The organism is Mesorhizobium jarvisii (assembly GCF_003601985.1).
In the GTDB taxonomy this organism is placed as follows: domain Bacteria; phylum Pseudomonadota; class Alphaproteobacteria; order Rhizobiales; family Rhizobiaceae; genus Mesorhizobium; species Mesorhizobium jarvisii.
The window spans coordinates 485,086-507,996 of record NZ_QZXA01000003.1; the positions used below are offsets into that span (position 1 = coordinate 485,086).

29 protein-coding genes are annotated in these 22,911 nt (G+C 63.1%); 20 read left to right on the top strand and 9 right to left on the bottom strand.

The genetic code is table 11. The annotated features are described in order from the left end of the window. Positions 1–52 precede the first annotated feature (52 nt). The 6 genes from D3242_RS09975 (at position 53) to D3242_RS10000 (ending at position 4,879) form a co-directional block, all read left to right on the top strand. Positions 53–232 (top strand): YdcH family protein, encoded by a 180-nt coding sequence (locus D3242_RS09975; RefSeq protein ID WP_010911953.1) that lies wholly within the window; start codon positions 53–55, stop codon positions 230–232. Positions 233–551: 319 nt separating this feature from the next. Continuing rightward, positions 552–1,805, top strand: coding sequence for a flavodoxin-dependent (E)-4-hydroxy-3-methylbut-2-enyl-diphosphate synthase (ispG, locus tag D3242_RS09980; protein ID WP_064981158.1), 1,254 nt, complete (start codon positions 552–554; stop codon positions 1,803–1,805). 5 nt (positions 1,806–1,810) lie between these two features. Further along, entirely contained in the window at positions 1,811–2,665 is an 855-nt protein-coding gene (locus D3242_RS09985) for a lytic transglycosylase domain-containing protein (RefSeq protein WP_064981157.1), read from the top strand. 25 nt (positions 2,666–2,690) lie between these two features. Beyond that, on the top strand, positions 2,691–3,242 hold the full coding sequence (locus tag D3242_RS09990; protein WP_064981155.1) for a phosphotransferase-like protein: 552 nt from the start codon (positions 2,691–2,693) through the stop codon (positions 3,240–3,242). Positions 3,243–3,276: 34 nt separating this feature from the next. Then, the gene (locus D3242_RS09995) at positions 3,277–4,050 is read left to right on the top strand and encodes a Stf0 family sulfotransferase (RefSeq protein ID WP_019861662.1); all 774 of its coding nucleotides are present in this window, start codon (positions 3,277–3,279) and stop codon (positions 4,048–4,050) included. Positions 4,051–4,138: 88 nt separating this feature from the next. Further along, a complete protein-coding gene (locus D3242_RS10000) occupies positions 4,139–4,879 on the top strand; it encodes a class I SAM-dependent methyltransferase (protein ID WP_019861661.1) in 741 nt (246 codons plus the stop codon). 24 nt (positions 4,880–4,903) lie between these two features. Here the strand turns inward: D3242_RS10000 and D3242_RS10005 are convergent, their stop codons facing one another. The 3 genes from D3242_RS10005 to D3242_RS10015 all read right to left on the bottom strand — a co-directional run bounded on the left by D3242_RS10005 (position 4,904) and on the right by D3242_RS10015 (position 9,086). Next, positions 4,904–7,249 (bottom strand): response regulator, encoded by a 2,346-nt coding sequence (locus tag D3242_RS10005; protein ID WP_064981153.1) that lies wholly within the window; start codon positions 7,247–7,249, stop codon positions 4,904–4,906. Between the two features lie 112 nt (positions 7,250–7,361). Further along, positions 7,362–8,117 carry an SDR family oxidoreductase gene (locus tag D3242_RS10010; RefSeq protein WP_019861659.1) on the bottom strand — a complete coding sequence of 252 codons (756 nt, stop codon included), beginning with the start codon at positions 8,115–8,117 and terminating at the stop codon, positions 7,362–7,364. A gap of 51 nt (positions 8,118–8,168) precedes the next feature. Further along, positions 8,169–9,086 carry a polyprenyl synthetase family protein gene (locus tag D3242_RS10015; protein WP_064981151.1) on the bottom strand — a complete coding sequence of 306 codons (918 nt, stop codon included), beginning with the start codon at positions 9,084–9,086 and terminating at the stop codon, positions 8,169–8,171. A 78-nt stretch (positions 9,087–9,164) separates the two neighbouring features. Here D3242_RS10015 and D3242_RS10020 point away from each other — a divergent pair, with 78 nt between their 5' ends. The 8 genes from D3242_RS10020 (at position 9,165) to D3242_RS10055 (ending at position 15,071) form a co-directional block, all read left to right on the top strand. Then, positions 9,165–9,926 (top strand): biosynthetic peptidoglycan transglycosylase, encoded by a 762-nt coding sequence (locus D3242_RS10020; RefSeq protein ID WP_019861657.1) that lies wholly within the window; start codon positions 9,165–9,167, stop codon positions 9,924–9,926. A 287-nt stretch (positions 9,927–10,213) separates the two neighbouring features. Beyond that, complete coding sequence (rpmF, locus tag D3242_RS10025) at positions 10,214–10,396, top strand: 50S ribosomal protein L32 (protein ID WP_008834724.1); 183 nt, start codon at positions 10,214–10,216, stop codon at positions 10,394–10,396. 350 nt (positions 10,397–10,746) lie between these two features. Continuing rightward, positions 10,747–11,253: an Lrp/AsnC family transcriptional regulator gene (locus tag D3242_RS10030; RefSeq protein WP_019861656.1), complete on the top strand. Its 507-nt coding sequence runs from the start codon at positions 10,747–10,749 to the stop codon at positions 11,251–11,253. Beyond that, complete coding sequence (locus tag D3242_RS10035; RefSeq protein WP_019861655.1) at positions 11,246–12,103, top strand: transporter substrate-binding domain-containing protein; 858 nt, start codon at positions 11,246–11,248, stop codon at positions 12,101–12,103. Before D3242_RS10030 ends, D3242_RS10035 begins: the two co-directional genes overlap by 8 nt. A 97-nt stretch (positions 12,104–12,200) precedes the next feature. Further along, positions 12,201–12,860 carry an amino acid ABC transporter permease gene (locus tag D3242_RS10040; protein WP_064981150.1) on the top strand — a complete coding sequence of 220 codons (660 nt, stop codon included), beginning with the start codon at positions 12,201–12,203 and terminating at the stop codon, positions 12,858–12,860. Further along, on the top strand, positions 12,857–13,531 hold the full coding sequence (locus tag D3242_RS10045; protein WP_064981148.1) for an amino acid ABC transporter permease: 675 nt from the start codon (positions 12,857–12,859) through the stop codon (positions 13,529–13,531). Before D3242_RS10040 ends, D3242_RS10045 begins: the two co-directional genes overlap by 4 nt. Positions 13,532–13,561: 30 nt before the next feature. Further along, positions 13,562–14,515, top strand: a complete 954-nt coding sequence (locus tag D3242_RS10050; protein ID WP_019861652.1) for an agmatinase — start codon at positions 13,562–13,564, stop codon at positions 14,513–14,515. A gap of 154 nt (positions 14,516–14,669) precedes the next feature. Next, entirely contained in the window at positions 14,670–15,071 is a 402-nt protein-coding gene (locus D3242_RS10055; protein ID WP_064981146.1) for a hypothetical protein, read from the top strand. A gap of 248 nt (positions 15,072–15,319) precedes the next feature. Here D3242_RS10055 and D3242_RS10060 read toward each other — a convergent pair whose 3' ends face one another. From D3242_RS10060 to D3242_RS10070, 3 genes are all read right to left on the bottom strand, one after another. Next, positions 15,320–15,751, bottom strand: coding sequence for a GlcG/HbpS family heme-binding protein (locus D3242_RS10060; RefSeq protein ID WP_038650156.1), 432 nt, complete (start codon positions 15,749–15,751; stop codon positions 15,320–15,322). 192 nt (positions 15,752–15,943) lie between these two features. Further along, complete coding sequence (locus tag D3242_RS10065; protein WP_020629062.1) at positions 15,944–16,177, bottom strand: hypothetical protein; 234 nt, start codon at positions 16,175–16,177, stop codon at positions 15,944–15,946. A gap of 77 nt (positions 16,178–16,254) precedes the next feature. Next, positions 16,255–16,776 carry a winged helix-turn-helix transcriptional regulator gene (locus D3242_RS10070; RefSeq protein WP_038650154.1) on the bottom strand — a complete coding sequence of 174 codons (522 nt, stop codon included), beginning with the start codon at positions 16,774–16,776 and terminating at the stop codon, positions 16,255–16,257. A gap of 93 nt (positions 16,777–16,869) precedes the next feature. On the opposite strand from D3242_RS10070, the gene D3242_RS10075 reads away from it, so the two are divergent. The 5 genes from D3242_RS10075 to D3242_RS10095 all read left to right on the top strand — a co-directional run bounded on the left by D3242_RS10075 (position 16,870) and on the right by D3242_RS10095 (position 19,816). Further along, complete coding sequence (locus D3242_RS10075) at positions 16,870–17,706, top strand: alpha/beta fold hydrolase (RefSeq protein WP_038650151.1); 837 nt, start codon at positions 16,870–16,872, stop codon at positions 17,704–17,706. A 103-nt stretch (positions 17,707–17,809) separates the two neighbouring features. Beyond that, the gene (locus tag D3242_RS10080; RefSeq protein ID WP_064981144.1) at positions 17,810–18,466 is read left to right on the top strand and encodes a glutathione S-transferase family protein; all 657 of its coding nucleotides are present in this window, start codon (positions 17,810–17,812) and stop codon (positions 18,464–18,466) included. A 5-nt stretch (positions 18,467–18,471) separates the two neighbouring features. Beyond that, positions 18,472–18,807 carry an ArsR/SmtB family transcription factor gene (locus tag D3242_RS10085; protein WP_064981142.1) on the top strand — a complete coding sequence of 112 codons (336 nt, stop codon included), beginning with the start codon at positions 18,472–18,474 and terminating at the stop codon, positions 18,805–18,807. A gap of 11 nt (positions 18,808–18,818) precedes the next feature. Beyond that, positions 18,819–19,292: an SRPBCC family protein gene (locus tag D3242_RS10090; protein ID WP_064981140.1), complete on the top strand. Its 474-nt coding sequence runs from the start codon at positions 18,819–18,821 to the stop codon at positions 19,290–19,292. Positions 19,293–19,351: 59 nt separating this feature from the next. Then, positions 19,352–19,816, top strand: coding sequence for an SRPBCC family protein (locus D3242_RS10095; RefSeq protein WP_064981138.1), 465 nt, complete (start codon positions 19,352–19,354; stop codon positions 19,814–19,816). A gap of 31 nt (positions 19,817–19,847) precedes the next feature. On the opposite strand, the gene D3242_RS10100 is transcribed toward D3242_RS10095, so the two are convergent. The 3 genes from D3242_RS10100 to D3242_RS10110 form a co-directional block, all read right to left on the bottom strand. Beyond that, the gene (locus D3242_RS10100) at positions 19,848–20,111 is read right to left on the bottom strand and encodes an ArsR/SmtB family transcription factor (protein WP_019861642.1); all 264 of its coding nucleotides are present in this window, start codon (positions 20,109–20,111) and stop codon (positions 19,848–19,850) included. A gap of 31 nt (positions 20,112–20,142) precedes the next feature. Further along, positions 20,143–21,390, bottom strand: coding sequence for an MFS transporter (locus D3242_RS10105; RefSeq protein ID WP_064981136.1), 1,248 nt, complete (start codon positions 21,388–21,390; stop codon positions 20,143–20,145). A 90-nt stretch (positions 21,391–21,480) separates the two neighbouring features. Then, positions 21,481–21,675: a DUF1192 domain-containing protein gene (locus D3242_RS10110; RefSeq protein ID WP_027047479.1), complete on the bottom strand. Its 195-nt coding sequence runs from the start codon at positions 21,673–21,675 to the stop codon at positions 21,481–21,483. Positions 21,676–21,797: 122 nt separating this feature from the next. On the opposite strand from D3242_RS10110, the gene D3242_RS10115 reads away from it, so the two are divergent. Continuing rightward, on the top strand, positions 21,798–22,808 hold the full coding sequence (locus D3242_RS10115) for an NAD(P)H-quinone oxidoreductase (RefSeq protein WP_038650140.1): 1,011 nt from the start codon (positions 21,798–21,800) through the stop codon (positions 22,806–22,808). The last annotated feature ends 103 nt before the right edge of the window (positions 22,809–22,911 follow it).

Sequence of the window (22,911 nt, forward strand, 5' to 3'; positions counted from 1 at the left end):
GACGCCCCGTGACGGCTGCAATCGAGGAAAACCATGAAAGGGAGAACCAATCATGTCTCTTGCATCCCATCTTGATGAGTTGCAGCGGAAACACGGCGACATCGAACGCGAAATCGATGACGCGATGAACCACCCGTCGGTGGACGACCTCGAAATCGTGAATCTCAAGCGACGCAAGCTGGCACTCAAGGATGCGATTGAGAAACTGAAAGCGCAACCGACCACGCATTGATGCCCGACTGACATAGCCGCCACTATGCGGTCTCCTTGCCGGCGGCAACCGCCGCCGGTGCTGTTGTTTTGATTTTCAACGCTAAGTCATAAGCCGCAGCTAATATCCCTCCGATCCCCCTTTTTGCCCCTGGCCATAGCCGGGTCTTGTCCTGTTTCAGCTCGCCGGCTGGGATCAATTGCTGCCAGTGGCGACCTGTCGCCATTGACAAGCCATCTTTGCTCCTCCACCTCATGCCCGGACCTCAGCGCATCGGCCCCGGGGAGTGCTTGTGCGTCCGAGTGGACGCACAGGGCTTCAGAGACAAAAGGCTGCCGGCATGACCGGATATTTTTCCTTTCCCTTCCCCCGCCGCACCTCGGTCGGCGTCGATGTCGGCGGCGTGGTCGTCGGCGGCGGCGCGCCTGTCGTGGTGCAATCGATGACCAACACCGACACGGCCGACATCGATCAAACCGTCGCGCAAGTCGCGGCACTGCACCGCGCCGGCTCCGAGATCGTGCGCATCACCGTCGACCGTGACGAGAGCGCCGCCGCCGTGCCGCGCATTCACGAACGCTTGCTGCGCCTCGGGATCAATGTGCCGCTGGTCGGCGACTTCCACTATATCGGCCACAAATTGCTAGCCGACCATCCGGCCTGCGCCGAGGCACTGGCCAAATACCGCATCAATCCGGGCAATGTCGGCTTCAAGGACAAGAAGGACCGGCAGTTCACGGATATCGTCGAAATGGCGATCAAGCATGACAAGCCGGTGCGCATCGGCGTCAATTGGGGCTCGCTCGACCAGGAGCTTCTGACCCGGCTGATGGACGACAACCAGGACAAGGGTTTCCCGCTGACGGCGCAGGAAGTGATGCGCGAGGCGATCGTGCAGTCGGCTATCCTGTCGGCCGAGATGGCCGAAGAGATCGGCCTTGGCCGCGACAAGATCATCCTGTCGGCCAAGGTCAGCGGCGTGCAGGACCTGATTGCCGTCTACACCGAGCTTGCGACCCGCTCCGACCATGCGCTGCATCTCGGCCTCACCGAGGCCGGCATGGGTTCGAAAGGCATCGTCGCCTCGTCCGCCGCCATGGGCATCCTCTTGCAGCAAGGCATCGGCGACACCATCCGCATCTCGCTGACGCCGGAGCCGAACGGCGACCGCACACGCGAAGTGCAGGTGTCGCAGGAACTTTTGCAGACCATGGGGTTCCGCCAGTTCGTGCCGATCGTCGCGGCTTGCCCCGGCTGCGGCCGCACCACCTCCACCGTGTTCCAGGAGCTTGCGCAGAACATCCAGGCCGACCTGCGCAAGAACATGCCGGTGTGGCGCGAAAAATATCCCGGCGTCGAGAACCTCAAGGTCGCGGTGATGGGCTGCATCGTCAACGGCCCGGGCGAATCCAAGCATGCCGATATCGGCATTTCGCTGCCCGGCACCGGCGAGACGCCGACGGCGCCCGTCTTCGTCGACGGCAAGAAGGCGGCGACGCTGCGCGGACCGTCGATCGCGGCGGATTTCGAGAAAATGGTCGCCGACTACATCGAGCAGAGGTTTGGGCGCGGCGGCAAAGCCGCGGCGGAGTAGACGAAATGCAGCGTTTCCTCAGGGTGACGCTGGTTCTGCTTTGCGCCCTGGGTTGCTCGACATCCGTTCAGGCCGATCCGCCGCAATCGGCCAAGCAGCGGCTGATCGACAAGGTCTGCAACCTGATCCAGGCCCATGCCGACCAGAACGGCCTGCCCCGGGATTTCTTTGCCCGGCTGATCTGGAAGGAAAGCCGTTTCGATCCCAATGCCGTCAGCCCCGTCGGCGCCGAAGGCATCGCCCAATTCATGCCGGGCACCGCCAAGATGCGGGGCCTCGAGAACTCCTTCGACATCAACCAAGCGATCCCGGCGTCGGCGAAATATCTCGCCGAAATGAAAACCAGCTACGGCAATCTTGGCCTTGCGGCGGCCGCTTACAATGCCGGCGAAAGCCGGGTGTCGCGCTGGCTGGGCTCGGGCGGCTTCCTGCCGATGGAGACCGAGAGCTATGTCTTCGACGTCATGGGCGAGCCGGTCGACAAGTTCACCGACCCCGCCTATGCCGGAAAAATCGAGCCGCTCGATGCCAAGACGGATTTTGCCGTCGCTTGCCGCAAACTGCCTGTCATCATGTCGCAGATCGTGGCGATGGCCTCGATCAACGTCAAACCATGGGGCGTCCAGGTGGCCGGCAATTTCCGCCGCAGTGCCGCTATCAGCCAGTGGCTCAGGGTCAGGAGCCGGTTTCCGACGCTGCTTGCCGGCCATGATCCGGTGGTGAGCCGGGTGCGCACGCCGATCGGCCGGCGCGGCATCTATGCGGTCAGGATCGGGATCGACGATCGTGCCGCCGCCAATGTCATCTGCCAGAAATTGCAGAGCGTCGGCGGGGCGTGCGTGGTGGTGCGCAACCGGTAGGCTGGTCCGAGAGAGGCGTTTAACGATGACAGCCAGGATCGTTCTGCTCAATGGCGTCGGCAGTGCCGGCAAAAGCTCGATTGCCAGGGCGTTGCAGACAATAAGCGCCGCGCCGTTCCTGCATGTCCAGATGGACAGTTTCCTCGAGATGCTGCCCGAGGCCTTGCAGAACCATGCCGATGGCTTCTCCTACGAAACCGTCCGACAGGACGGCAAACCCGCGGTCGTGATCAGGGCCGGGCCGGTGGGCGAAAAAACCCTGCGCGGCATGCGCCACGCCATTGCCGCCATGGCCGGGCAAGGCAACGACCTGATCGTCGACGATGTGCTGTGCAACGGCGAACTATCGGACTATGTCAAACTGCTGTCGGCCTTCGATCTCCATCTGGTCGGCGTGATGGCGCCGCTGCAGGTTCTGGAAGCCCGCGAGGCCCGGCGACCCGACAGACTCCCGGGGCTGGCGCGCTGGCAATATCCCCACGTGCACGCGGGGATAAGTTACGACCTCGAAGTCGACACCAGCCTGCTTACACCGTTGGAGTGCGCCCGTCGCATCCAGCAGCGATTTCAATTATAGGCGGCGGTGAACTGGCCGGGGTTGCCTGCCTGCGATGAACGACGAGGGCAGCGGGATGTTCGACGCCTACATTATCTGCGGCACGCCGAGAACCGGCAGCACCTTGCTGTGCAAGCTCCTGGCATCCACCGGGACATCGGGCGATCCGCACTCCTTCTATCGGCGGCAGGACCTGCCGGAATGGGCTGAGGAGTGGAAACTGCCAGCCCGCGACACGATGGGCGAGCTTGAATTCGACGTTGCCTATCTCGATGCGGCAATCACCGCCGGCAAGGGCGGGACAGGCATCTTCGGCCTGCGCCTGATGCGCGAAAACCTGGATGAGCTTTCGGCGATCCTCGACCGGATTTTCCCAGGGCTGGCGTCGGACGCGGCGCGTTTCGGAAGAGCTTTTGGCCGCATTCTCTACATACATCTGTCGCGTGAGAACAAGCTTGCGCAGGCGATCTCGCTGATCAAGGCACAGCAGACCGGTCTTTGGCACATTGCGCCCGACGGCACCGAGATCGAAAGGGTCGCACCGGCGCAAGAACCCCACTATGATTTCGAGCGGATCAAAGGGGAACTCGCCAAACTCGAAGCCTATGACACGGCGTGGAACATCTGGTTCGCGGCGCAAGGCATAACGCCGCTGCGCATCGGCTACGATCGTCTCTCCGCCGATCCGGCGGCGACCTTACTGGCCATCTGCGAGGCCCTCGGCGTTCAACCGCCGAATGCCAGGAACATCCGGCCGGGCGTCGCAAAGCTCGCCGACGAGACAAGCCTCGACTGGATGCGCCGCTATCGTCAGGACGCGGCCGGCTGAGTATGGGGCCCGAGCAAGGCCGCAGCCTCGACGGCGGCGTGGATTGCGCCTGTCGCGCATGGCAAGAATTTGGGCTATAGGCCGCGGCATGACCGATCCGATCTACAATGATCCCGACTTCGTTCAGTTCTACGACATCGAGAATCAGGATGGCCGCGCCGATTTCGACTATTGCGTCGGTCTTGCCCGGGATGGCGGCTCGGTTCTCGATCTTGGTTGCGGCACGGGTCAACTGGCCGCCGAGATGGCCCAAGGGCGCAACGTCACCGGTGTCGATCCCGCATCGGCCATGCTCGATATCGCGCGACGCAGGACCGGCGGTGACAAGGTCGACTGGGTTGTCGCCGACGCGCGAACGGTGCGGCTCGGGAGACGGTTCGATCTGGTGCTGCTCACCGGTCACGTTTTCCAGGTTTTCCTGACCGACGAGGATCAGCGGGCGGTGCTGCGTACCATCGCCGAACATCTCGGTCCCGGTGGGCGCTTCGTCTTCGACACGCGAAATCCCGCCGTGGAGGCGTGGCTGGAATGGACGCCGCGGCGCTCCGAAAGGATGGTGGAGCATCCTAGCCTTGGCACGGTCAGGGCTTGGTATGATGCCGACTGGGATGCCGCCAGTGCGGTGGTCACCTATTCGACCTTCTATGAAATTCCGGGCGGCAGGCCGATTCTGGGCGCGGAATCGAAAATAGCGTTTCCGAAGAGGGAAGATCTTGCCGGGATGCTGGATGACGCCGGCCTGCTGGTGGAGCAATGGCTCGGCGACTGGCAAGGCGAACCCTATGCGGACACCTCGCCGGAAATCATCCCGATCGGTCGGCTGCGCTGATCAGGCAGCCTGGCCGGATGTATCTCACGCCGTCTTGGCCACCACCGTCTCGCTGAGCCAGGTGCCGATTTTCGTCCCCAGGCGATCGGGCGAAACCGGCTTCGGCAGATAGTCGTCCATGCCGGCATCGATGCACTTGTCGCGATCGCCCTTCAGCGCGTGCGCGGTGACGCCGATGATCGGGATGTGGCCGCCCGACGAGGTCTCGATCGCCCGGATGGCGCGGGTTGCCTCGTAGCCGTTCATCTCGGGCATCGAGACATCCATCAGGATCAGTTTCGGATGCAGCGACCGGTACATCTCGACCGCTGTGCGGCCGTTGCCGGCGATGCGGTAACTCAGACCGAGCCCGTTGAGGATCTGGCCGAACACCAGCTGGTTCACCTCATTGTCCTCGGCGATGAGGATGTCGATGGGGCCGTTCGGCGTGGCGGTCGATTCCGGCGCTGCCATGACCGGCATGGCCGGGCCACGGATGACGGTGAAGGCAGGAGGAGCCGCCTGCGGGACCGGCTTCGGCTGGACCGGTTCGCGGATGAACTGCGCCTTGCCGACCTGCGAGCGGGCCTTCTGGATGACCGAGATGACCGTGCCGAGCAGGACCGCCGAGCGCGCCGGCTTGGTCAGATGCGCCGATATGCCGAAGTCGATGATCATTTTGCCGAAATCGACCTGATCGACCGAGGTCAGGATGACGATCGGAATGGCTGACAGCCGGCTGTCGGCGGCGATGGCCCGGGCGACATCGGCGCCATTCATGCCGGGCATTTGGTAATCGAGGATGATGCAGTCGACGCTGGCGCCGAGCTGGCAGGCCCGATCGAGGAAGGCCAGCCCCACCGCGCCGCTTTCGGCGGCAGCGCAGTCGAAGCTCCAGCTTTTGAGCTGCTCGAGCAGGATTTCGCGGTTGACCGGATTGTCGTCGATGACCAGCACGCGCGCGCCGGTGACGTCGACCGGCACGATCGCATCACGCGCCTCGGCATGATGCACGGGAAGCGGCACCGCGAACCAGAAGACGGAGCCGCGCCCGATCTCGCTCTCGACGCCGATCTTGCCGGCCATCAGGTCGACGAGGCGGGCGGCGATGGCAAGGCCAAGGCCGGTGCCTTCGTGACGCCGGGTCGACGAGCCGTCGACCTGCGCGAATTTCTCGAACACGTTCTGCAGTTTCTCGGCCGGGATGCCGATGCCGGTGTCCTCGACGCGCAGCCTGAGCTGGACGACATCGTTGATGGTTTCGCCGCCGACATCGATCAGCACGTGGCCCTTCTCGGTGAACTTCACCGCATTGCCGACCAGATTGGTGACGATCTGCCGGAAGCGGCCGGCGTCGCCGACGACATGGGCCGGCAGGCGCGGATCGACGCGCACGATCAGTTCGAGGTTCTTCTCGGCGACGCGTGCCGAGACCAGTGTCGCTACGTCCTCGACCGCTTCGGTGAGACGGAAAGGGGCAGGGTCCAGGGTGAGCTGTCCGGCGTTGATCTTGGAGAAATCGAGGATGTCGTTGATGATGGTGAGCAGCGCATTGCCGGATTTGACGATGACGTCGGTGAAGGTCTTCTGGCGCGGGGTCAGTTCGGTCTTGGCCAGCAGTTCGGCCATGCCGAGCACGCCGTTCATCGGCGTGCGGATCTCGTGGCTCATATTGGCAAGGAATTCCGACTTGGCGCGATCGGCGGCCTCGGCCTTGAACAGGGATTCAGCCGACTGGGCAAAGGCGCGGCGGATCGCCTGCTCCATCGGCCGAAAGATCCAGAAGGCGACGATGGCCAGGACGCCGAACAACAGGCCGCTCGCCCACAACAGCAACCGGTCGCTGGACGCGTCGGCCAGATGGCGCTCGTCATCCATCGCGGTGCGGACGCGGACCAGCATCGGCTGAACGAACAGGTCGTTCTGATTGCGGATTTCCCGATAGCTCCATTCATCGGCCTTCTGCGCCACCGACATGAGATTGAAGTTGCGCACCATGTCATGCGCCGACCAGAACAAATCGCCGTTGACCGACGCGGTTTCGAGTTCGTTGAGGGTCTTGGCCGACAGGCGCGAGCGCAGCGCGGCGAACTGGGCGGTCAGCGTGTCGATCTCACCGGTCAGGCGTTCGGAATGGTCGCGGGCCGAAGCGGTCAGCGCATCGCGCGTTTCGTTGCGCCAGGCGGAACCGGTGGTCTCGGCGAAGCTGGTGGCGTTGCGCAGGTCGCGGGTGAAGACGACGAGGTTGCTGCTCAGCGCGTCAACCTCATGACGGAAGGAATTGACACGGTTGAGCGCAACCATGATGGCCGCGGAAGCCAGTGCGAAAATCAGCAATCCTGAAAGATAGCGAATCCGGACAAACCGGATGAAGGAAGAATATTCCGGCATGCGCAACCCCAACACATACGCATTATTTTAACGACCGGGATTACGCTTCATTTACATTAAGATTTCGTTCGCGCGACCGCCGCGATTGCTCGTTCGTACGGCGATGGGGCGATCAGATCGACGCGGTGATGCCGCCGTCGACATAGAGGATATGGCCGTTGACGAAGGACGAGGCGTCGGAGGCCAGGAACACGCAGGCTCCGACCAGTTCCTCCACCTTGCCCCAGCGGCCGGCCGGGGTGCGCTTTTCGAGCCAGCCGCTGAAAGCCGGATCGGCGACAAGGGCGGCATTCAGCGGCGTGTCGAAATAGCCGGGGGCGATGGCGTTGCATTGCAGGCCGTGTTTGGCCCAGTCCGTCGCCATGCCCTTGGTCAGGTTGCCGACCGCGCCCTTCGTCGCCGTGTAAGGGGCGATGCCGGGGCGGGCGAGTGCGGTCTGCACGGAGGCGATGTTGATGATCTTGCCGCGGCCGCGGCTGATCATGTGGCGCGCGACCGCCTGGCCGACATGGAAGACGCTGGCGACATTGGTCTGCAGCAGCCGCTCGAAAGCATCGGCGGGAAAATCCTCGAGCGGCGTGCGGAACTGCATGCCGGCATTGTTGACCAATATGTCGATGGGGCCGCCGGACAGCTCGAAATTGTCGATCGCGGAACGGACACCGTCATGATCGGTCGCGTCGAAAACAAGTGTTTGCGCCCCGGGGATCTGCGCCGCCGCGGCGCCGAGCTTGGCTGCGTCGCGGCCGTTGAGGATCACGTTCGCGCCGGCTTGCGCCAGGCCCTTGGCAAGAGCGAACCCAATGCCTTGCGACGAGCCGGTTACGAGCGCCCGGCGCCCGCTGAGATCGAACAGATTGGCCGGCATCGAAGCTAATCTCCCGTTTGTCTCTCAACCCGCACCGACATCGGCGGGCACTCAGCTGTTGCGCGTCGCGATGAAGGTCGCAGCCTGCTTCAGCAGTGCCGCCTGGTCGCCAAAGGGGTCGAGCAGCGCGTGCGCCTGCCCGACAAGGCCGTGCAACTGGCTGCGCGCCCAGTTCGCGCCATGCAGCGCCACCAGTGTTCCCTTGCCGGCTGCGGCATCCTTGCCGGTCGCCTTGCCCATCTGGCTGGCGTCGGCGGTCAGGTCGAGCAGGTCGTCGGCAAGCTGGAAGGCAAGGCCGATGGCCGAGCCGAATTCGGCCAGTCTTTCGCGGTCCTCGGCCGCAGCGCCAGCGATGATGGCGCCGGCCTCGCAGGCGAAGCGGATCAGCGCGCCAGTCTTCATCGCCTGCAGCGTTATGATGCCTACCTCGTCGGGCGGCGTCTGCTCGGCTTCGAGGTCGAGCTTCTGGCCACCGACCATGCCGCCGGCTCCGGCCGCACGGGCAAGCGCCAGCACCAAGGCCGCCCGCCGCTCCGCCGGCAGCACGGTTGCCTCGCCGGCGACGATGTCGAAGGCCAGCGTCAGCAAGGCGTCGCCGGCCAGGATCGCGGTTGCCTCGTCGAAGGCCTTGTGCACTGTCGGCTGGCCACGGCGCAGATCATCGTCATCCATCGCCGGCAAATCGTCATGGATCAGCGAATAGCAATGCACGCATTCGAGTGCCGCCGCGACGCGCAGTGCTGCTTCGCCGTCGGCGGAGAAAAGGGCAGCACTTTCCATGACCAGGAAGGGGCGCAGGCGCTTGCCGCCGTTCAGCACGCCATGGCGCATCGCCGCCATCAGGCGATCGGGCCGCGCGATCTCGCCCGAAAGCGGGCGATCGTCGAGCAAGCGCCGCAGCAGCACCTCGACGGCCGCTGCCCGCCTGATGAGCGCCATTTCGAACGCCATTTCGTCGTCATTCGTCATGGTCGGGACCGGTAGCCGACACTCAGACGTTGCGCAAGAAGGCAAGCGCCATTATGCCGGAGCGAGGAGAAGCACGGGTTGGGCGGCTTGGCGGAACCGATCGTCGATCATGAAACCGAAAAGCTGGACATGGCGACGAGATCGCGCGGCTTGAACCGCCGCGGTCTCAGGCGCTGGGTCCGGCGCGGCCTTGTCGTGGCCGCGGTGCTGGCGCTCATCCCGACAGTGCTGACCTTCCTTTACCTACCGTCCTTCGTGCACCCGGTATCGACGCTGATGCTGAAGGACCTGGCGACTTTCTCCGGCTATGACCGGCGCTGGGTGTCGATCGACGATGTCGCGCCGGTTCTGGCCCATTCCGTCATCATGTCGGAGGACGGGCAGTTCTGCTTCCACCGCGGCGTCGATCTCGGCGAATTGCGCGGCGTCGTCGACGATGCGCTGGCCGGCGAGGCGACGCGCGGCGCCTCGACCATCACCATGCAGACGGTGAAGAACCTTTTTCTCTGGTCGCGCCCACTGGGCTCGGTGCGCAAGGTCGTCGAACTGCCGCTGGCGGTCTATTTCGACGCGGTGATGTCGAAGCGCCGCATCATGGAGATCTATCTCAACATCGCCGAATGGGGGCCGGGCATCTACGGCATCGAGGCGGCGGCGCAGCACCATTTCGGCATTCCGGCAAAACAGCTGTCGCGCCGGCAGGCCGCACTTCTCGCCGTCACCTTGCCCAATCCGATCGCCCGCAATCCGGCCAAACCCGGGCCGGGCCTCAGACGGCTCGCCAATCTGATCGAGCGGCGCGCCGGCCGCTCCGGCGCCTATGTCGGCTGTCTGGAGTAGGGCGTGTCGATGTTCAGGTGATGCCGGCCTGCAAACGGCTGACACCTGCGCTTCCGGTGCTCACGTACTTCAAGTACGCTCCGCTCCGGTCTCGGTATCCTCGTTTTCGACTCGGCCTGACCTGAACCTCAACACGCCCTAGCCTAGCCGACTCAAAAAAATTCATGGCAGCGCTGGCCAAAACGGTGTCAGGCGTGTATAGGCATCCGACTTTCTCAGATTTAGGCCCCGACATGGCCCTTTCACGAGGGCGGGCGGGGCTTTTGACCATGTAGTGGAGCATATCCATGGCCGTTCCGAAACGCAAAACCTCTCCGTCCAAGCGCGGCATGCGCCGCTCGGCCGACGCCCTCAAGGCCCCGACCTATGTCGAGGACAAGAATTCCGGCGAAATGCGCCGTCCGCATCACATCGACCTGAAGACCGGCATGTATCGCGGTCGCCAGGTGCTGACCCCTAAGGAAAGCTGAAACCAGCTTTTTTGAAGGATTGAGTTACAAAGGACCGGCCTCTGGCCGGTCTTTTTGCGTTTGGCGAACCTTAACGGGCTCGGGCTACGACCTCCATCCCGAGGATCCTGATCGGCAGCTTGAAGCTGCCTCCAACGGCGTGGCCAAGCGTGTCGGATTGGCGCGCCGCTTGATCCTCTCTGCCTGACGACCATCGACGCGACTTCCCCAAATCAAACTCAGCTTTCCAGCATCATTGCGACCATTGAATCCTGTGCTCGTTGTTTTTCGACGCGGGTGGGATTGTCATGGATGGTTTCTTATGCAATTTTCTTAATAATAGTCGGAAATCGACACCAATGGGGAATTACATGTGGGATTTCGTCAGCACGAGTGATCTCGACGACACCGAGCAGGCGGTGCTTTCCCAGCTCAAGGTCGATGGACGGATGTCGAGCGTCGATATTGCTAAGCGCATCGGCGTCACCGAAGCGACAGTGCGGCGCAAGATGGCGCGCGTCCTCGAGGATCCGGACATCTGCATCCAGGCGGTCGTGCGCCCCTTGCGCAGCGATGTCGGCATCGCTGCCATTGTTGGGTTCGACGTCGACCGCGAGCACATCATCAGCGTCGCCCGGAAACTGTCGGAATACTCGTTCGTCGACAGCGTCTACGCCATGACCGGGCCGTTCGACATCATCATCCAACTCACTTTGCCATCGACGACCAGCCTGCACGACTTCCTCGTCAGCGAACTGGCGAACGTTCCCGGAATCAAGGATTCCGAGAGCTACATGATCGGCCGCGTGTTCAAGCACTCAGGCCGGGCCTACCAGCGCAGCAAAACCGAAGAAAAAAAAGAGGGTAACAATGGGTGAGTTCCTGTCCGCATCGCGCCGCCGCGTCCTGTCTCTGCTTGCCGCCGCGCCGCTCTTCCTGTCCTTCGCATCCGCCGCTCATGCCGATGGGCTGTTCGACCAGATCAAGCAGCGCGGCACAATCGTCGTCGGCACCGAGGCTGCCTTCGAACCGTTCGAGTTCGTCCGTGACGGCCAGATCGTCGGCTACAACAAGGACATTCTTGACTACGTCGTCAGCCAGCTCGGCGTGAAGCTCGACCAGCTCAATCTGCCCTTCCAGGGCCTGCTGCCGGGCCTGCTGGCCAAGAAGTTCGACCTGATGGCGACGTCGACCGGCATCAACGCCGAGCGGGCGGCGAAATACGCCTATACAAGGCCGACGGGCTCGTTCGAGAACGTCATCGTCGTTCGTGCCGACGAGGAGCGCATAAAGAAACCCGAAGACATCAACGGCATGGTGGTGGCGACGCAGCTTGCTTCTTCAGTGCAGCCGGTCATCGAGGCCTATGACAAGGAGCTCAAGGACAAGGGCGGCAAGGGGGTCGGCGAGCTGAAGCTGTTCACCTCCTTCCCCGAGACGCATGTCGCTCTCGCCTCCGGCCAGGTCGATGCAATCGTCATCGCCTCGCCTTCGGCGGCGGTGCTGATGAAGAACGTCCCGGACACCTACAAGGTGGTCGGCTCGATCGGCGAGTTCTCCTACCTGTCCTGGGTGGTACGGCCGGAGGACAAGGACCTGCGTGAATTCATCAACGCCAAGATCGGCGAGCTGAAGGACAGCGGCAAGTTGAAGGAGCTGCAGCTGAAATGGTTCGGCTTCGAAATGAAGACGCCAGACCAGGGCTATCTTCCGCCCGGCGCGCTCTGAGCTCTCGCGACCCCTGAACTTGTCTGGCGCGGCGCAAGCGATGGGCTGTCGTGGCCATCGACGGCGCCAGGCGGTGCTCCTCCGTTCGAGCTGAAAAATGCTTCATTTTTCAAAGACGCTGACCTTCCTGCCGCAATTCTTCACCGGCGCCGGCATCACGCTCGGCGTCTCGGCGCTGGGGTTCATCGTCGGCACAGTGATCGGCTTCGGCCTGCTCGCCTGCGGCCGGTCGCGCTGGCGGGTGGTCCGCTGGATCGGCGCGCTCTACACCAGCTTCATCCGTGGCACGCCACTGATCGTGCAGATTTTCGTCGTCTACTACGTGCTGCCGGGCCTGGTCGGCATCGACTTGCCGCCGCTTCTGGCGGGCGTTCTGGCGCTCAGCTTCAACAGCGCGGCCTTCGTCGCCGAAATCCTGCGTGCCGGGCTGACCCGCATTCCCGCCGGCCAGTATGAGGCGGCCAAGGCGCTCGGCCTGAAGCCTGTCGTGACCTGGTTCAAGATCATCATGCCGCAGCTGTTCCGCGCCATCATTCCGCCGATGGTCAACGAGTTCACCATGCTGGTGAAGGCCTCGTCCATCCTGTCGGTGATCGCGGTGGTCGAGCTGACCCGCACCGCGCAAAACATCATGAATGTCACCTATCGGCCGGTCGAAGCGTTCTGCGTGGCGGCGGTGTTGTATTTCATCGTGCTGTTCTCCTGCAGCCTTTTGACCCGGCATCTGGAGCGCAAGGCGGAGGGAGCGCGCGCATGACGTTCGACTTCTCCGTCATCGCGGGCAATTGGCAGATCCTAGCCAAGGGCTTTGGCACCACGGTGCTGATGTGCACCGTGTCGCTGCCGCTCGGCTTCGCGCTCGGGGTCGTGCTGGCGCTGGTCAAGTTGAGGGGCTGGCGGCTGCCGGCTGCCGTCGTCTCGGCCTACGTCGAAATCTTCCGCAACATCCCGTTCCTGATCCAGATCTTCCTCCTGTTCTATGCCCTGCCGATGTTCGGCATCCGGCTTTCGCCGGTAGTGGTTTCGATCGGCGCGCTGTCGGCCTATGCCAGCGCCTATTCCGCTGAGATCATCAGAGGCGCGATCCAGTCCATCTCTTATGGCCAGGTCGAAGCCGGCTATGCGTTGGGGCTGCGCTACCTCACCATCTTCCGCAAGATACTGATACCGCAGGTGCTCGGCTACATCCTGCCGGCCGCCACCAATCTCACCATCACGCTGATCAAGGAATCGGCAATCCTGTCGGCGATCACGGTTCCCGAACTCACCTACATGGCCCAGAACATCATCGGCCGCACCTTCTCGCCGGTGGAGATCTTCACCGCCATCGCATTGCTGTACTGGGGTTTGACCGCCCTCGTCGCGGCAGTCTCTCGCGGCCTGGAGCACAGGCTGCAGCCGCATCTCGCAGCCCGCCGTGGCGCCTGATCCAAAAGCCTTCAATGCAGAGGAGACCCCATGTCCAAACTCACCACCTCGCCTCGCGATGTCTTCCAGACATTCCTGAACTTCCCGCTGGTCGAGGATCTCGACACGCTGAAGGCCGATGTAGCCATCATTGGCATGCCCTATGGCGATCCCTATACGATCGACGAGCTGATCAACGACCAGACCAACGCGCCGACGGCGGTGCGGCGCGCCTCGCAGCGCATCAGCCAGGGGCTCGACCGCTATGATTTCGACATTGGCGGGCCGGTCTTCGCCGGCCAGGACATCAAGGTGGTCGATGTCGGCGACGTGCCCGGCAATGCCGCGGATCATGTCGGGCACTACAAGAGAGCTGAGGCGGCGATCCGAAAGATCCGCGCCGCCGGCGCCCTGCCGATAACCATTGGCGGCGACCATGGCATTCCGATCCCGATCTTCCGTGCGTTCGACGGCGAAGGCCCGATCACGCTGGTGCAGCTCGACGCCCATCTCGACTGGCGCGACAATGTCAACGGCGTTAAGGAGGGTTATTCCAGCACCATCCGCCGGGCCTCGGAGATGGCGCATATCAAGCACATCTTTCAGGTCGGCATTCGTGGCCAGGGCAGCGCACGCACCGAAGAGGTTGAGGCGGCCCGCGCCTACGGCGCCAACATCATCACCACCAATGAATGGCAGGATATCGGTACAGCAGCGCTGCTCAAACGCATTCCAGACGGCGGCCGCTACTACCTCACCATCGATGCCGACGGACTTGACCCGGCGGTTATGCCGGCGGTTGAGGGGCCGCAGCCGGGCGGCATCAGCTACCGCCAGACGATCGAGCTGATCCAGGGGCTGGTCGGCAAGGGCCGTCTCGTCGGCATGGATATCGTCGAAATCGCCCCGGCGCGCGATGTCAACGAGATCACCTCGATGACGGCGGGCCATATCATCCTCAATGTCATCGGGGCCGCCGTGCGCGCCGGTTACTTCAAGCGCTGAGCCTCTGGCTCAAGCTTGCACCATGTCGGCCGGGCAACCGGCTGACATGGTTGTTGCATCCGGTCTTCGACCGTGTTTGCGGCTTCGCACGAAAAATCTTGACGGCGTGGCTGTGGCGCATTCTACAGAAGGTGCCCCCATATGGAGACGCCAGATGTTCGGTGCCGTCCCGCTCTTGATCGTGCCTTTCATTCTCTACAATCTTGGCCTGCTCGGAATTTTCGGCGGCGGCGACGACCCGTGGGCGAGCGAGATCTTCTCGTTCCGCATGATGTCGGGCGGGGTGTTCTCGATGACACTCGGCGACCTGATGATACTGATCGGGCTGATCTTCCTGTTCCTCGAAATGGTGAAGTCGGCGCGCACGACCAGCGCCTCGATCATGGACCATCTCCTGTCGACACTGGTCTTCGTCGCCTTCCTGGTCGAATTCCTGCTGGTCAAGGGCGCGGCGCATTCGATCTTCTTCACGCTGATGATCATCGCGCTGTTCGACGTGATGGCCGGTTTCGCGGTGTCGATGCGGTCGGCGAGCCGCGACATCAATTTGAATTAGGTCCTCAGCGCAGACGTTTGGCCGGCGCTTGCGCTGACAGTCGGCGGAAACGTCCAACGGGTCGTCATCCTGGGGCGTAGCAAGGAGCGTAGCGACGCAGCGCAGACCCCAGGATCCATGCCGGGACTCCGAAGCGTCGCCACGGTCCAGAATTCTTCTCCGTTGTACCCGTCAGCAAGGTCGCGGAATGGATCCTCGGGTCTCCGCGACGGAGCTTCGCTCCAGCTCCGCCCGTGGATGACGAAGTTTCAGCCCGGATCTGCGGTGAAACCGGCGGCCTCGATGCCGGCGATGGCCGCGGCCTCGTCATTGTCCGACGTGTCGCCCGAAATGCCAACGGCGCCGATGATAGTGCCGGCCTTGTCACGGATCAGCACGCCGCCGACGACCGGCAGCACACGTCCACCCGACACATCCGAGATGCCGGCGACCAGATGCGGGCGCTCCTTGGCGAAGGCCTCGACCTTGCGCGAGCCCATGCCGATGGCCAGCGCGCCATAGGCCTTGCCCGCCGACATTTGCGGGCGCAGGAACGAGGCGCCGTCCTGGCGCTCGAAGGCGACCAGATGGCCGCCGGCGTCAAGGACTGAGACGCCGAGCGGCTTGAGCTTGAGTTCAGCGCCCTTGGCGAAGGCGGCATCGATGATTTGCCGGGCTTTTTCGAGCGGCAGTGCGGTCATGGCAATCTCCTGTTGGGAAGGGGACAATCATCGACGGCCAGCCGGCCGAAGCAATCCCGGTTTCGGTTGAAATTGCTTCTTGTGAAGCGGCGGGATGAGGGGCCGCTGCCGCCAGGGCGGTGCCGGCGAGCGACTGGATCGACAGGCGAACGGTGTCGGCGGGTCAAGCCGGGTTGCCGAAGGGCCGTGCGGCTATTTCTTTTTGGCGCGGGCAGGCTTCTTGGCGGGCGCCGCCGGCGCGTTGGCTAGGTCTTCGGCTTCCTTGGCCAGGCGCAGAGCCCGCAGCTTGTCGGTCTTGGCCTTGCGGGCGTCGCTCTCGGCGGCATATTCCGCCATCGCCTTCTGGCGGACGGTGGCCGCCTCTTCCTGCTTCTTGAAGCGCAAATCGGCGCGCGCGCGGGCGGCATCCCGAGAGTTCTCAACCAAGACCTTATCCAATCCCGTGAATTGTGGTTTCTGCTTCTTCTAGCAGAGCCGGCCTCGAAACGGGGGAAAATAGTTGGTTAGGCGGCCGGGCTGGCGCCGAGAGCTTTGCCGGCGACCACGGCTTGATAGGCGGCCTGCAGGGTCGCACGGACAGAAGGACCGGATGCCGTGTCGAGCGCCATACCCAGATGCTCATGGCGCAACTCGTCCATGAATTTCTCCCACATTGGCGGTCCGCCCTTTTCCAGCAGTTCGGCGCGGATCGAGAGTTCCTCGCTGGTTGGCAGCCAGACGCGGCCCCAAGCGCCGAGATGGGCCAGGATCGGCACCAGCGTGATGGCCATCTCGGTCAGGCTGTAGATCGCCTTCTGCTTGTGACTAGGATCGTCGGCCTTGGTCAGCATGCCCAACTCCATCAGCCGCTTCAGCCGGTCGGCGAGGATGTTGGAGGCGATGCCTTCTATCGATCCGTTGAGCAGTTCGCGGAAATGCCGCCTACCGCCAAAAATCATGTCGCGAAGGATGATCAGGCTCCAGCGGTCGCCGAACACTTCCAGCGACAGGTTGATCGGGCAGCCGGACCGGCGATCGAGGCTCATTCGATTCTCTCCACGCAAAACCAGTTGCATTATCGTATCAGTTTTATTATGTGCAACCGATTGCAAAATGCAATCAGATTAGGAGACTGAGTGATGACGACGATCAATCGCCCCGAGATCAAATCCGAAGTCTTCGGCGATCCCGAAAATCCCGCGCTGCTTTTGATCATGGGCGCGATGGCCTCGATGCTGTGGTGGCCGGAGGCGTTTTGCCGGGAGCTGGCGGATGCCGGCTTGTATGTGATCCGCTACGACAATCGCGATACCGGCCGTTCGACCAAATATCCGCCCGGCAAGCCGCCCTACACATTCGACGACATGGCGGACGATGCGATTGGTGTGCTCGACAGCCATGGCATCGGGAAGGCCCATGTCGCCGGCATGTCGATGGGCGGCATGATCGCGCAACTCGTGGCGCTCAAGCACCCCTCCCGTGTCGCGTCGCTGACGGTGATCAGCAGTTCGCCGGTAGGGATGGACACTTCGCATCTGCCGCAGACAACCGACGCCTATATCGAGCACTCGGCCGCGGGCGCCGATGTCGACTGGTCGGACTGCGGCCAGGTGATCGATTTCGTGGTCAAGGATGCGCGGGCGATCGCCAGCACCATACATCCGTTCGACGAAGCCCGAATGAGAGCCTTCATCGAACAGGACTACGACCGCTCCGGCGGGTTCCTGAGCGCAACCAATCATTTTTCACTCAAGGGTGGCGATGCGTGGAAGGGGCGGTTGCCGGGGATGGCGGTGCCACTGCTGATCATCCATGGCACTTCAGATCCGATCTTTCCGGTCGAACATGGCGAGGCGCTGGCCAAAACGGTCGCCGGCGCGAAACTCCTTCGTATCGCGGGCGGCGGCCATGAGCTTCATCCGCAAGACTGGCCCGACATAGAAGCCGCCATCGTCGCCCATATCAGGTCCAACTGAACCATCGCAGGCGGTCTTGACGGGCAAGGCATGTCGCAATAGTTAAGTAAATGCTTCAGTGTTGATCTCCCGATCGACGAACCACGAAACAGAAGAGCAAAGAATGTCCCTGACGCTGCATTTCCATCCGCTGGCCTCTTTCTGCTGGAAGCCGCTGATCGCGCTCTACGAGAACGCCACCGCCTTCAACCCGGTCATCGTCGATCTCGGCGACGAGCACTCGCGAGCGGCTTTCCTGAAGATATCGCCGAGCGGCAAGATGCCGGCGCTGCGCGACGATGCGCGCGGCCGCACGGTGCTGGAATCGACCATCGTCGTGGAATATCTAGCCGCGCACTACCCGGGGCCGGTCGAACTCGTTCCCGCCGACATTGACCTGGCGCTGGCGGTCCGCCAGGCCGACCGCTTCTATGATTTCTATGTGCAGGAGCCGATGCAGAAGATCGTTGGCGACCGGTTGCGACCGCAAGACAAAACCGATCCGTTCGGCGTCGAGCAGGCGCGCGGCCAGCTGCGCAATTCCTACGCCATCGTCGAGCAGGAGATGCAGTCCAAGACCTGGGCGGTGGGCGACGCCTTCAGCCTGGCCGATTGCGCGGCGTCTCCGGCACTCTTCTATGCCAACAAGGTCGAGCCGTTCGGTGACAAATATCCCGCCGTGAAGCGCTATCACGACCGCCTGCTGCAGCGCCCTGCCTTTGCCAGGGTGATCGAGGAGGCGCAGCCCTACTTCAAGTTCTTCCCCTACAATGACGGCTGACCGCGATGCTGCACGATCCCGCCCAGCTCGACCTGATGTTCCAGGCGCTTGCCGATCCGGCGCGGCGGCAAATGGTCGACCGGCTGTCGCGCGGTCCGGCCTCGGTCACCCAGCTGGCCGAGCCGCTGGAAATGTCGCTATCGGCTGTCGTCCAGCATCTCAATCTTCTGGAAGCAAGCGGCCTGGTGCGCACGCAGAAGGTTGGACGGGTGCGGACTTGCCAGATCGAGCCCAAGGCGCTGAGGGCGGCCGAGCACTGGATCAACGAGCGGCGCCTCTCCTGGGAACGCCGGCTGGATCGGCTCGGCGATTTTCTGGCGGAAACCAAAGACGAAAACTGAAGGAGGCCATCATGACCGAACCATCGGTGACCCACGCAACAATCGTGCTGGAGCGCGTCTACGAAGCCTCGCCGGCGCGGGTGTTCCAGGCCCTTGCCGACCCACAGGCGCGCGCCCGCTGGGGAACGCTGTCGAAAAATGTCGACCTGGTCTACGACAAGGCCGAATTCCGTGTCGGCGGGCTGGATATCAGCCGCTGCGGGCCGCGCGGCAGCCTGATTTACCGCGTCGAGACCCGCTACATCGATATCGAGCCTGAGCAACGCATCGTTTCGACCGAGCTCGTTTGCGAGGGTTGGAACCGGCTTTCCGTCTCGCTGATCACGGTCGAGCTTCAGCCAGTGGGGACGTCAACGCGGCTAGTGCTGACCGACCAGATCGCGGCCTTTGGCGGCAAGGACATGATCGCCGGCAGCCAGGCAGGGTTTGGCGCTGCGCTGGACAATCTGGCGGTGGAACTCCGGCATCAGCCGGTTGATGCCTGAAGCCTAAGGGCCGGCAGGACCTATTTCGGCAAACCAGTTTACCAACAAGGACCCAGATCATGACCGAACGATCCGTCGTCCATTCCACCTTCATCATAGAGCGTCTCTATCCGGCGGCGCCGTCGAAAGTCTTCTTCGCGCTCAGCAACGCGGACGCCAAGCGGCGCTGGTTCACCGATCCCGACAATCCGATGCCGGGCCGTTTTCAAATGGACTTTCGCATCGGCGGCAAGGAGGTCAATGCCGGCGGGCCGAAAGATGGCCCGATCCACGTCTACACAGCCACCTATCAGGACATCGTGCCGGACCAGCGCATCGTCTACAGCTATGACATGCTGTTCGGCGAAACCCGCATCTCCGTGTCGCTGGCCACGATCGAACTTTTTGCCGACGGCAAGGGCACGCGGCTGGTGCTGACCGAGCAGGGCGCTTTCCTCGATGGTCACGACACATCGTCGTCGCGCGAGCACGGGACCGGAGTGTTGCTCGATTTGCTCGGCGCTTTTCTGAACGAGAAGACCTGAAAGTGGCTGATCGCTCGCCCGCCAGAAACGGTCAGGCTTCCCAGAATTGATCGAGCCAGATGTTGAGTCTCAGGAAGCCGGCATTGCTTACCGTGTAAACGCGCCGCGTGCCTTCAGCCTTGGCGTTGACCAGTCCGGCGTCGAGCAACACTTTCAGATGCTGTGACACGGCCGGGCGTGAGACTGGAAGTCCGGACGCCAACTCGTTGACGGTCTTCGGACCGCGTCGAAGTTCTTCCAGAAGGTGGCGCCGATTGGGGTCGGCGATCGCCATGAAGGCGTCGGAAAACATCATGCCTCATTTGTGAGGCAAAGTTTTTCGAATCTCAACTGTCTGCTTCTGCTTTTCTTCTTGGATCAAGCCGCAATGCTTCCGGCGTCACCGAGCGGTCGGCCGGCTGCGTCTTGAAGGCGTCGCGATCGCCGATCGGCACCGGGGCGCGGCGGCTGATGCGCAGCAGCGTGTAGCCTGCCAACGACAGATGTGCGAAGGCGGTCGCCAGGAACAGGCCCTCCGGGCGCATCCAGCCCATCAGCGCCGCCGCCAGCAAAGGCCCGATCATGGTGCCGAAGCCGTAAAGCAGCAGCAGTCCGCCGGACACCTTGACGAAGTCCTCGGCACGGGCGTGGTCGTTGGCATGCGCTACGGCGATCGAATAGAGCGTATAGGCGAAAGCGCCGTAAGCGGCGGTGAAGACGATGACGAAGATGCCGGAGCGCGGTTGAAACAGGAAGATCAGGAGCGCGAACAGCGCCGCGCCGAAAGCAGCACCGGCCAATACGAAACGCCGGTCGGTCTTGTCGGAGAGACGCCCGGCCGGCAGCTGCATGGCGGCACCGGCGACGACGACAAGGCTCATCATCAAGGCGATCTCGGCGGTGGAAATGCCGATGCGGGCGCCATAGACCGCACCCAGCGTGCCCCAGGCACCGTTGGCGATGCCGATCAAAACGCAGGCGATGGCCGATACCGGCGAGTTGGCGTAGAGCCCCTTGACGTCGAGCTTGACGTCCTGCAGCGGCTTGGGGTGCGACGCCGTCGAAACCGCGGTCGGGATCAGCGACAGGCAGAACAGTATGCCGGTGATCATGAACAGTGACGCCGATTTCACGTCGCCGCCGGCGACGATCATCTGGCCGCCCATGATCGAGGCATAGGTGACCATCATATAGAGGCCGAAGACGGTGCCGCGGTTCTCGTTGGTGGCCTTCTCGTTCAGCCAGCTTTCGATGACCATGAAGGCGCCGGCCATGGTGAAGCCGGTAAAGGCACGCAGCAGGATCCAGACATATTCATCGATGATCAGGCCTGTGAGCAGGGCCACGATGGCGCCGGACGCGGCGAAGGCGCCGAAGGCGCGTACATGCCCGGCGCGGCGCACGATGCGCGGGGCAAAGAAGCAGCCGGTGACGAAGCCGCCGGCCCAGGCCGTGCCCATCAGGCCGAGCGATGCGGTGGAGAACCCTTCCACCTGGCCGCGCAGGGGAAGCAGCAGCCCATGCAGACCCGATGCCGCCAGCAGGAAGGCAGTGCCGCGAAGCAGGGAGAGGATCGGTCGGTAGGATGCGAGCATTTATTGATCCGGCTGGACTCTGGAGGGACTCAAGGTCTGAAGACAGTCGCATTCGGGCTTTTCGGCGGCGGGGCTGTTCCACCGGTCTGCCTATCCGCGGCGGAACAGTGCCTCGGCGGCCGATTTGGTGTTGTCCTTGGCCTTGAGCTCCGCCTCCAGCCTGGCGATTTCGTCGCGAAGGATGCCGATGCGCTCCGACAGTTCACCGACGGAAAGCAGCGACAGGTCCTGCCCGATCTCGTGCGGGCGCGCCTTCTTCTTGGGTTCGTCGTCGAAGATCGCCATCGTTGCTCCTCCTCCGCCACACCAGATTGGCCATTTGCCTGATTTGGCAATCAGCATACATAGGGCAAGGGCGTCGATGCAAACAGCCGGTAGGAATGCGGCGAGGAAAGACGGGAAACTTCATGGCGAGCGGACAAAGAATTCCGGCAAGGATGACGGCAATCGCGATCTCAGAACCGGGTGGCCCACGGGTGCTGAAACCGGAAACGCGCGATGTGCCGCAGCCCGGCCCGGGCGAGATCCTGATCAAGGTTCATGCCGCCGGCGTCAACCGGCCCGATGTGCAGCAGCGCAAGGGCGCCTATCCACCGCCGCCCGGCGCATCGGACCTTCCGGGCCTCGAAGTGTCGGGCGAAGTGGCTGCCCTTGGCGACGAGATATCGCGCTGGCGCATCGGCGACCGGGTGTGCGCGCTCACCCCCGGCGGCGGCTATGCCGAATATGTCAAGGTTCATACCGGCAGCGTGCTGCCGCTGCCCGCCGGTTTCACCCACACGGAAGCAGCGGCCGTGCCGGAAAACTATTTCACCGTCTGGCACAATGTGTTCGAACGCGGCGGCCTGACGAAGGGCGAGACGCTGCTGGTGCATGGCGGCTCGTCGGGCATCGGCACGACGGCGATCCAACTGGCCTCGGCCTTCGGCGCCTATGTCATCACCACCGCCGGATCCAGGGAGAAATGCGACGCCTGCCTGAAGCTCGGCGCCGACCGGGCGATCAACTACCGCGAGGAGGATTTCGTCACGGCGGTCAAGGAGGCCACGGAAGGCAAGGGCGCCAATGTCATCCTCGACATGGTCGGTGGCGACTATGTCCAGCGAAACTACGAGGCGGCGGCGGTCGAGGGCCGCATCGTCCAGATCGCCGTGCAGGCGGGTGCCGTCGCCAGCGCCGATTTTTCCAAGATCATGGTCAAGCGGCTGACCCATACGGGGTCGACGCTCAGGCCGCGCACCGTCGAGTTCAAGGCGGCGATCGCGGCGGCACTGGAGGCACAGGTGTGGCCACTGCTCGGCACGCGCAAGGTCGCACCCGTCATGGACATGATCTACCCGCTGACCGATGCCTGGCGCGCGCATGAGCGGATGGAAGAGGGCGAGCATATCGGCAAGATCGTGCTCGACGTCGGCTAGGACGTATCGATATTCCGGTCAGGCCGGCCTGCAAATGGCTAATAGCTGCGCTTCCGGTGCTCGCGTACGAAAAGTACGCTCCGCTCCGGTTCTCGGTACCAAC

Bases quoted from the DNA above. Each gene is read 5' to 3' on its own strand.
- D3242_RS09995 (WP_019861662.1), top strand. From the start codon at position 3,277: ATGAACGACGAGGGCAGCGGGATGTTCGACGCCTACATTATCTGCGGC.
- D3242_RS10085 (WP_064981142.1), top strand. From the start codon at position 18,472: ATGCTGCACGATCCCGCCCAGCTCGACCTGATGTTCCAGGCGCTTGCC.
- D3242_RS10090 (WP_064981140.1), top strand. From the start codon at position 18,819: ATGACCGAACCATCGGTGACCCACGCAACAATCGTGCTGGAGCGCGTC.
- D3242_RS10010 (WP_019861659.1), bottom strand. From the start codon at position 8,117: ATGCCGGCCAATCTGTTCGATCTCAGCGGGCGCCGGGCGCTCGTAACC.
- D3242_RS10105 (WP_064981136.1), bottom strand. From the start codon at position 21,390: ATGCTCGCATCCTACCGACCGATCCTCTCCCTGCTTCGCGGCACTGCC.
- D3242_RS10100 (WP_019861642.1), bottom strand. From the start codon at position 20,111: ATGATGTTTTCCGACGCCTTCATGGCGATCGCCGACCCCAATCGGCGC.
- D3242_RS10095 (WP_064981138.1), top strand. From the start codon at position 19,352: ATGACCGAACGATCCGTCGTCCATTCCACCTTCATCATAGAGCGTCTC.
- D3242_RS10045 (WP_064981148.1), top strand. From the start codon at position 12,857: ATGACGTTCGACTTCTCCGTCATCGCGGGCAATTGGCAGATCCTAGCC.
- D3242_RS10115 (WP_038650140.1), top strand. From the start codon at position 21,798: ATGGCGAGCGGACAAAGAATTCCGGCAAGGATGACGGCAATCGCGATC.
- D3242_RS10035 (WP_019861655.1), top strand. From the start codon at position 11,246: ATGGGTGAGTTCCTGTCCGCATCGCGCCGCCGCGTCCTGTCTCTGCTT.
- D3242_RS10015 (WP_064981151.1), bottom strand. From the start codon at position 9,086: ATGACGAATGACGACGAAATGGCGTTCGAAATGGCGCTCATCAGGCGG.
- D3242_RS10030 (WP_019861656.1), top strand. From the start codon at position 10,747: ATGTGGGATTTCGTCAGCACGAGTGATCTCGACGACACCGAGCAGGCG.
- ispG (WP_064981158.1), top strand. From the start codon at position 552: ATGACCGGATATTTTTCCTTTCCCTTCCCCCGCCGCACCTCGGTCGGC.
- D3242_RS10040 (WP_064981150.1), top strand. From the start codon at position 12,201: ATGCTTCATTTTTCAAAGACGCTGACCTTCCTGCCGCAATTCTTCACC.
- rpmF (WP_008834724.1), top strand. From the start codon at position 10,214: ATGGCCGTTCCGAAACGCAAAACCTCTCCGTCCAAGCGCGGCATGCGC.
- D3242_RS09990 (WP_064981155.1), top strand. From the start codon at position 2,691: ATGACAGCCAGGATCGTTCTGCTCAATGGCGTCGGCAGTGCCGGCAAA.
- D3242_RS09975 (WP_010911953.1), top strand. From the start codon at position 53: ATGTCTCTTGCATCCCATCTTGATGAGTTGCAGCGGAAACACGGCGAC.
- D3242_RS10110 (WP_027047479.1), bottom strand. From the start codon at position 21,675: ATGGCGATCTTCGACGACGAACCCAAGAAGAAGGCGCGCCCGCACGAG.
- D3242_RS10060 (WP_038650156.1), bottom strand. From the start codon at position 15,751: ATGACCGCACTGCCGCTCGAAAAAGCCCGGCAAATCATCGATGCCGCC.
- D3242_RS10075 (WP_038650151.1), top strand. From the start codon at position 16,870: ATGACGACGATCAATCGCCCCGAGATCAAATCCGAAGTCTTCGGCGAT.
- D3242_RS10070 (WP_038650154.1), bottom strand. From the start codon at position 16,776: ATGAGCCTCGATCGCCGGTCCGGCTGCCCGATCAACCTGTCGCTGGAA.
- D3242_RS10000 (WP_019861661.1), top strand. From the start codon at position 4,139: ATGACCGATCCGATCTACAATGATCCCGACTTCGTTCAGTTCTACGAC.
- D3242_RS10050 (WP_019861652.1), top strand. From the start codon at position 13,562: ATGTCCAAACTCACCACCTCGCCTCGCGATGTCTTCCAGACATTCCTG.
- D3242_RS10055 (WP_064981146.1), top strand. From the start codon at position 14,670: ATGTTCGGTGCCGTCCCGCTCTTGATCGTGCCTTTCATTCTCTACAAT.
- D3242_RS09985 (WP_064981157.1), top strand. From the start codon at position 1,811: ATGCAGCGTTTCCTCAGGGTGACGCTGGTTCTGCTTTGCGCCCTGGGT.
- D3242_RS10080 (WP_064981144.1), top strand. From the start codon at position 17,810: ATGTCCCTGACGCTGCATTTCCATCCGCTGGCCTCTTTCTGCTGGAAG.
- D3242_RS10005 (WP_064981153.1), bottom strand. From the start codon at position 7,249: ATGCCGGAATATTCTTCCTTCATCCGGTTTGTCCGGATTCGCTATCTT.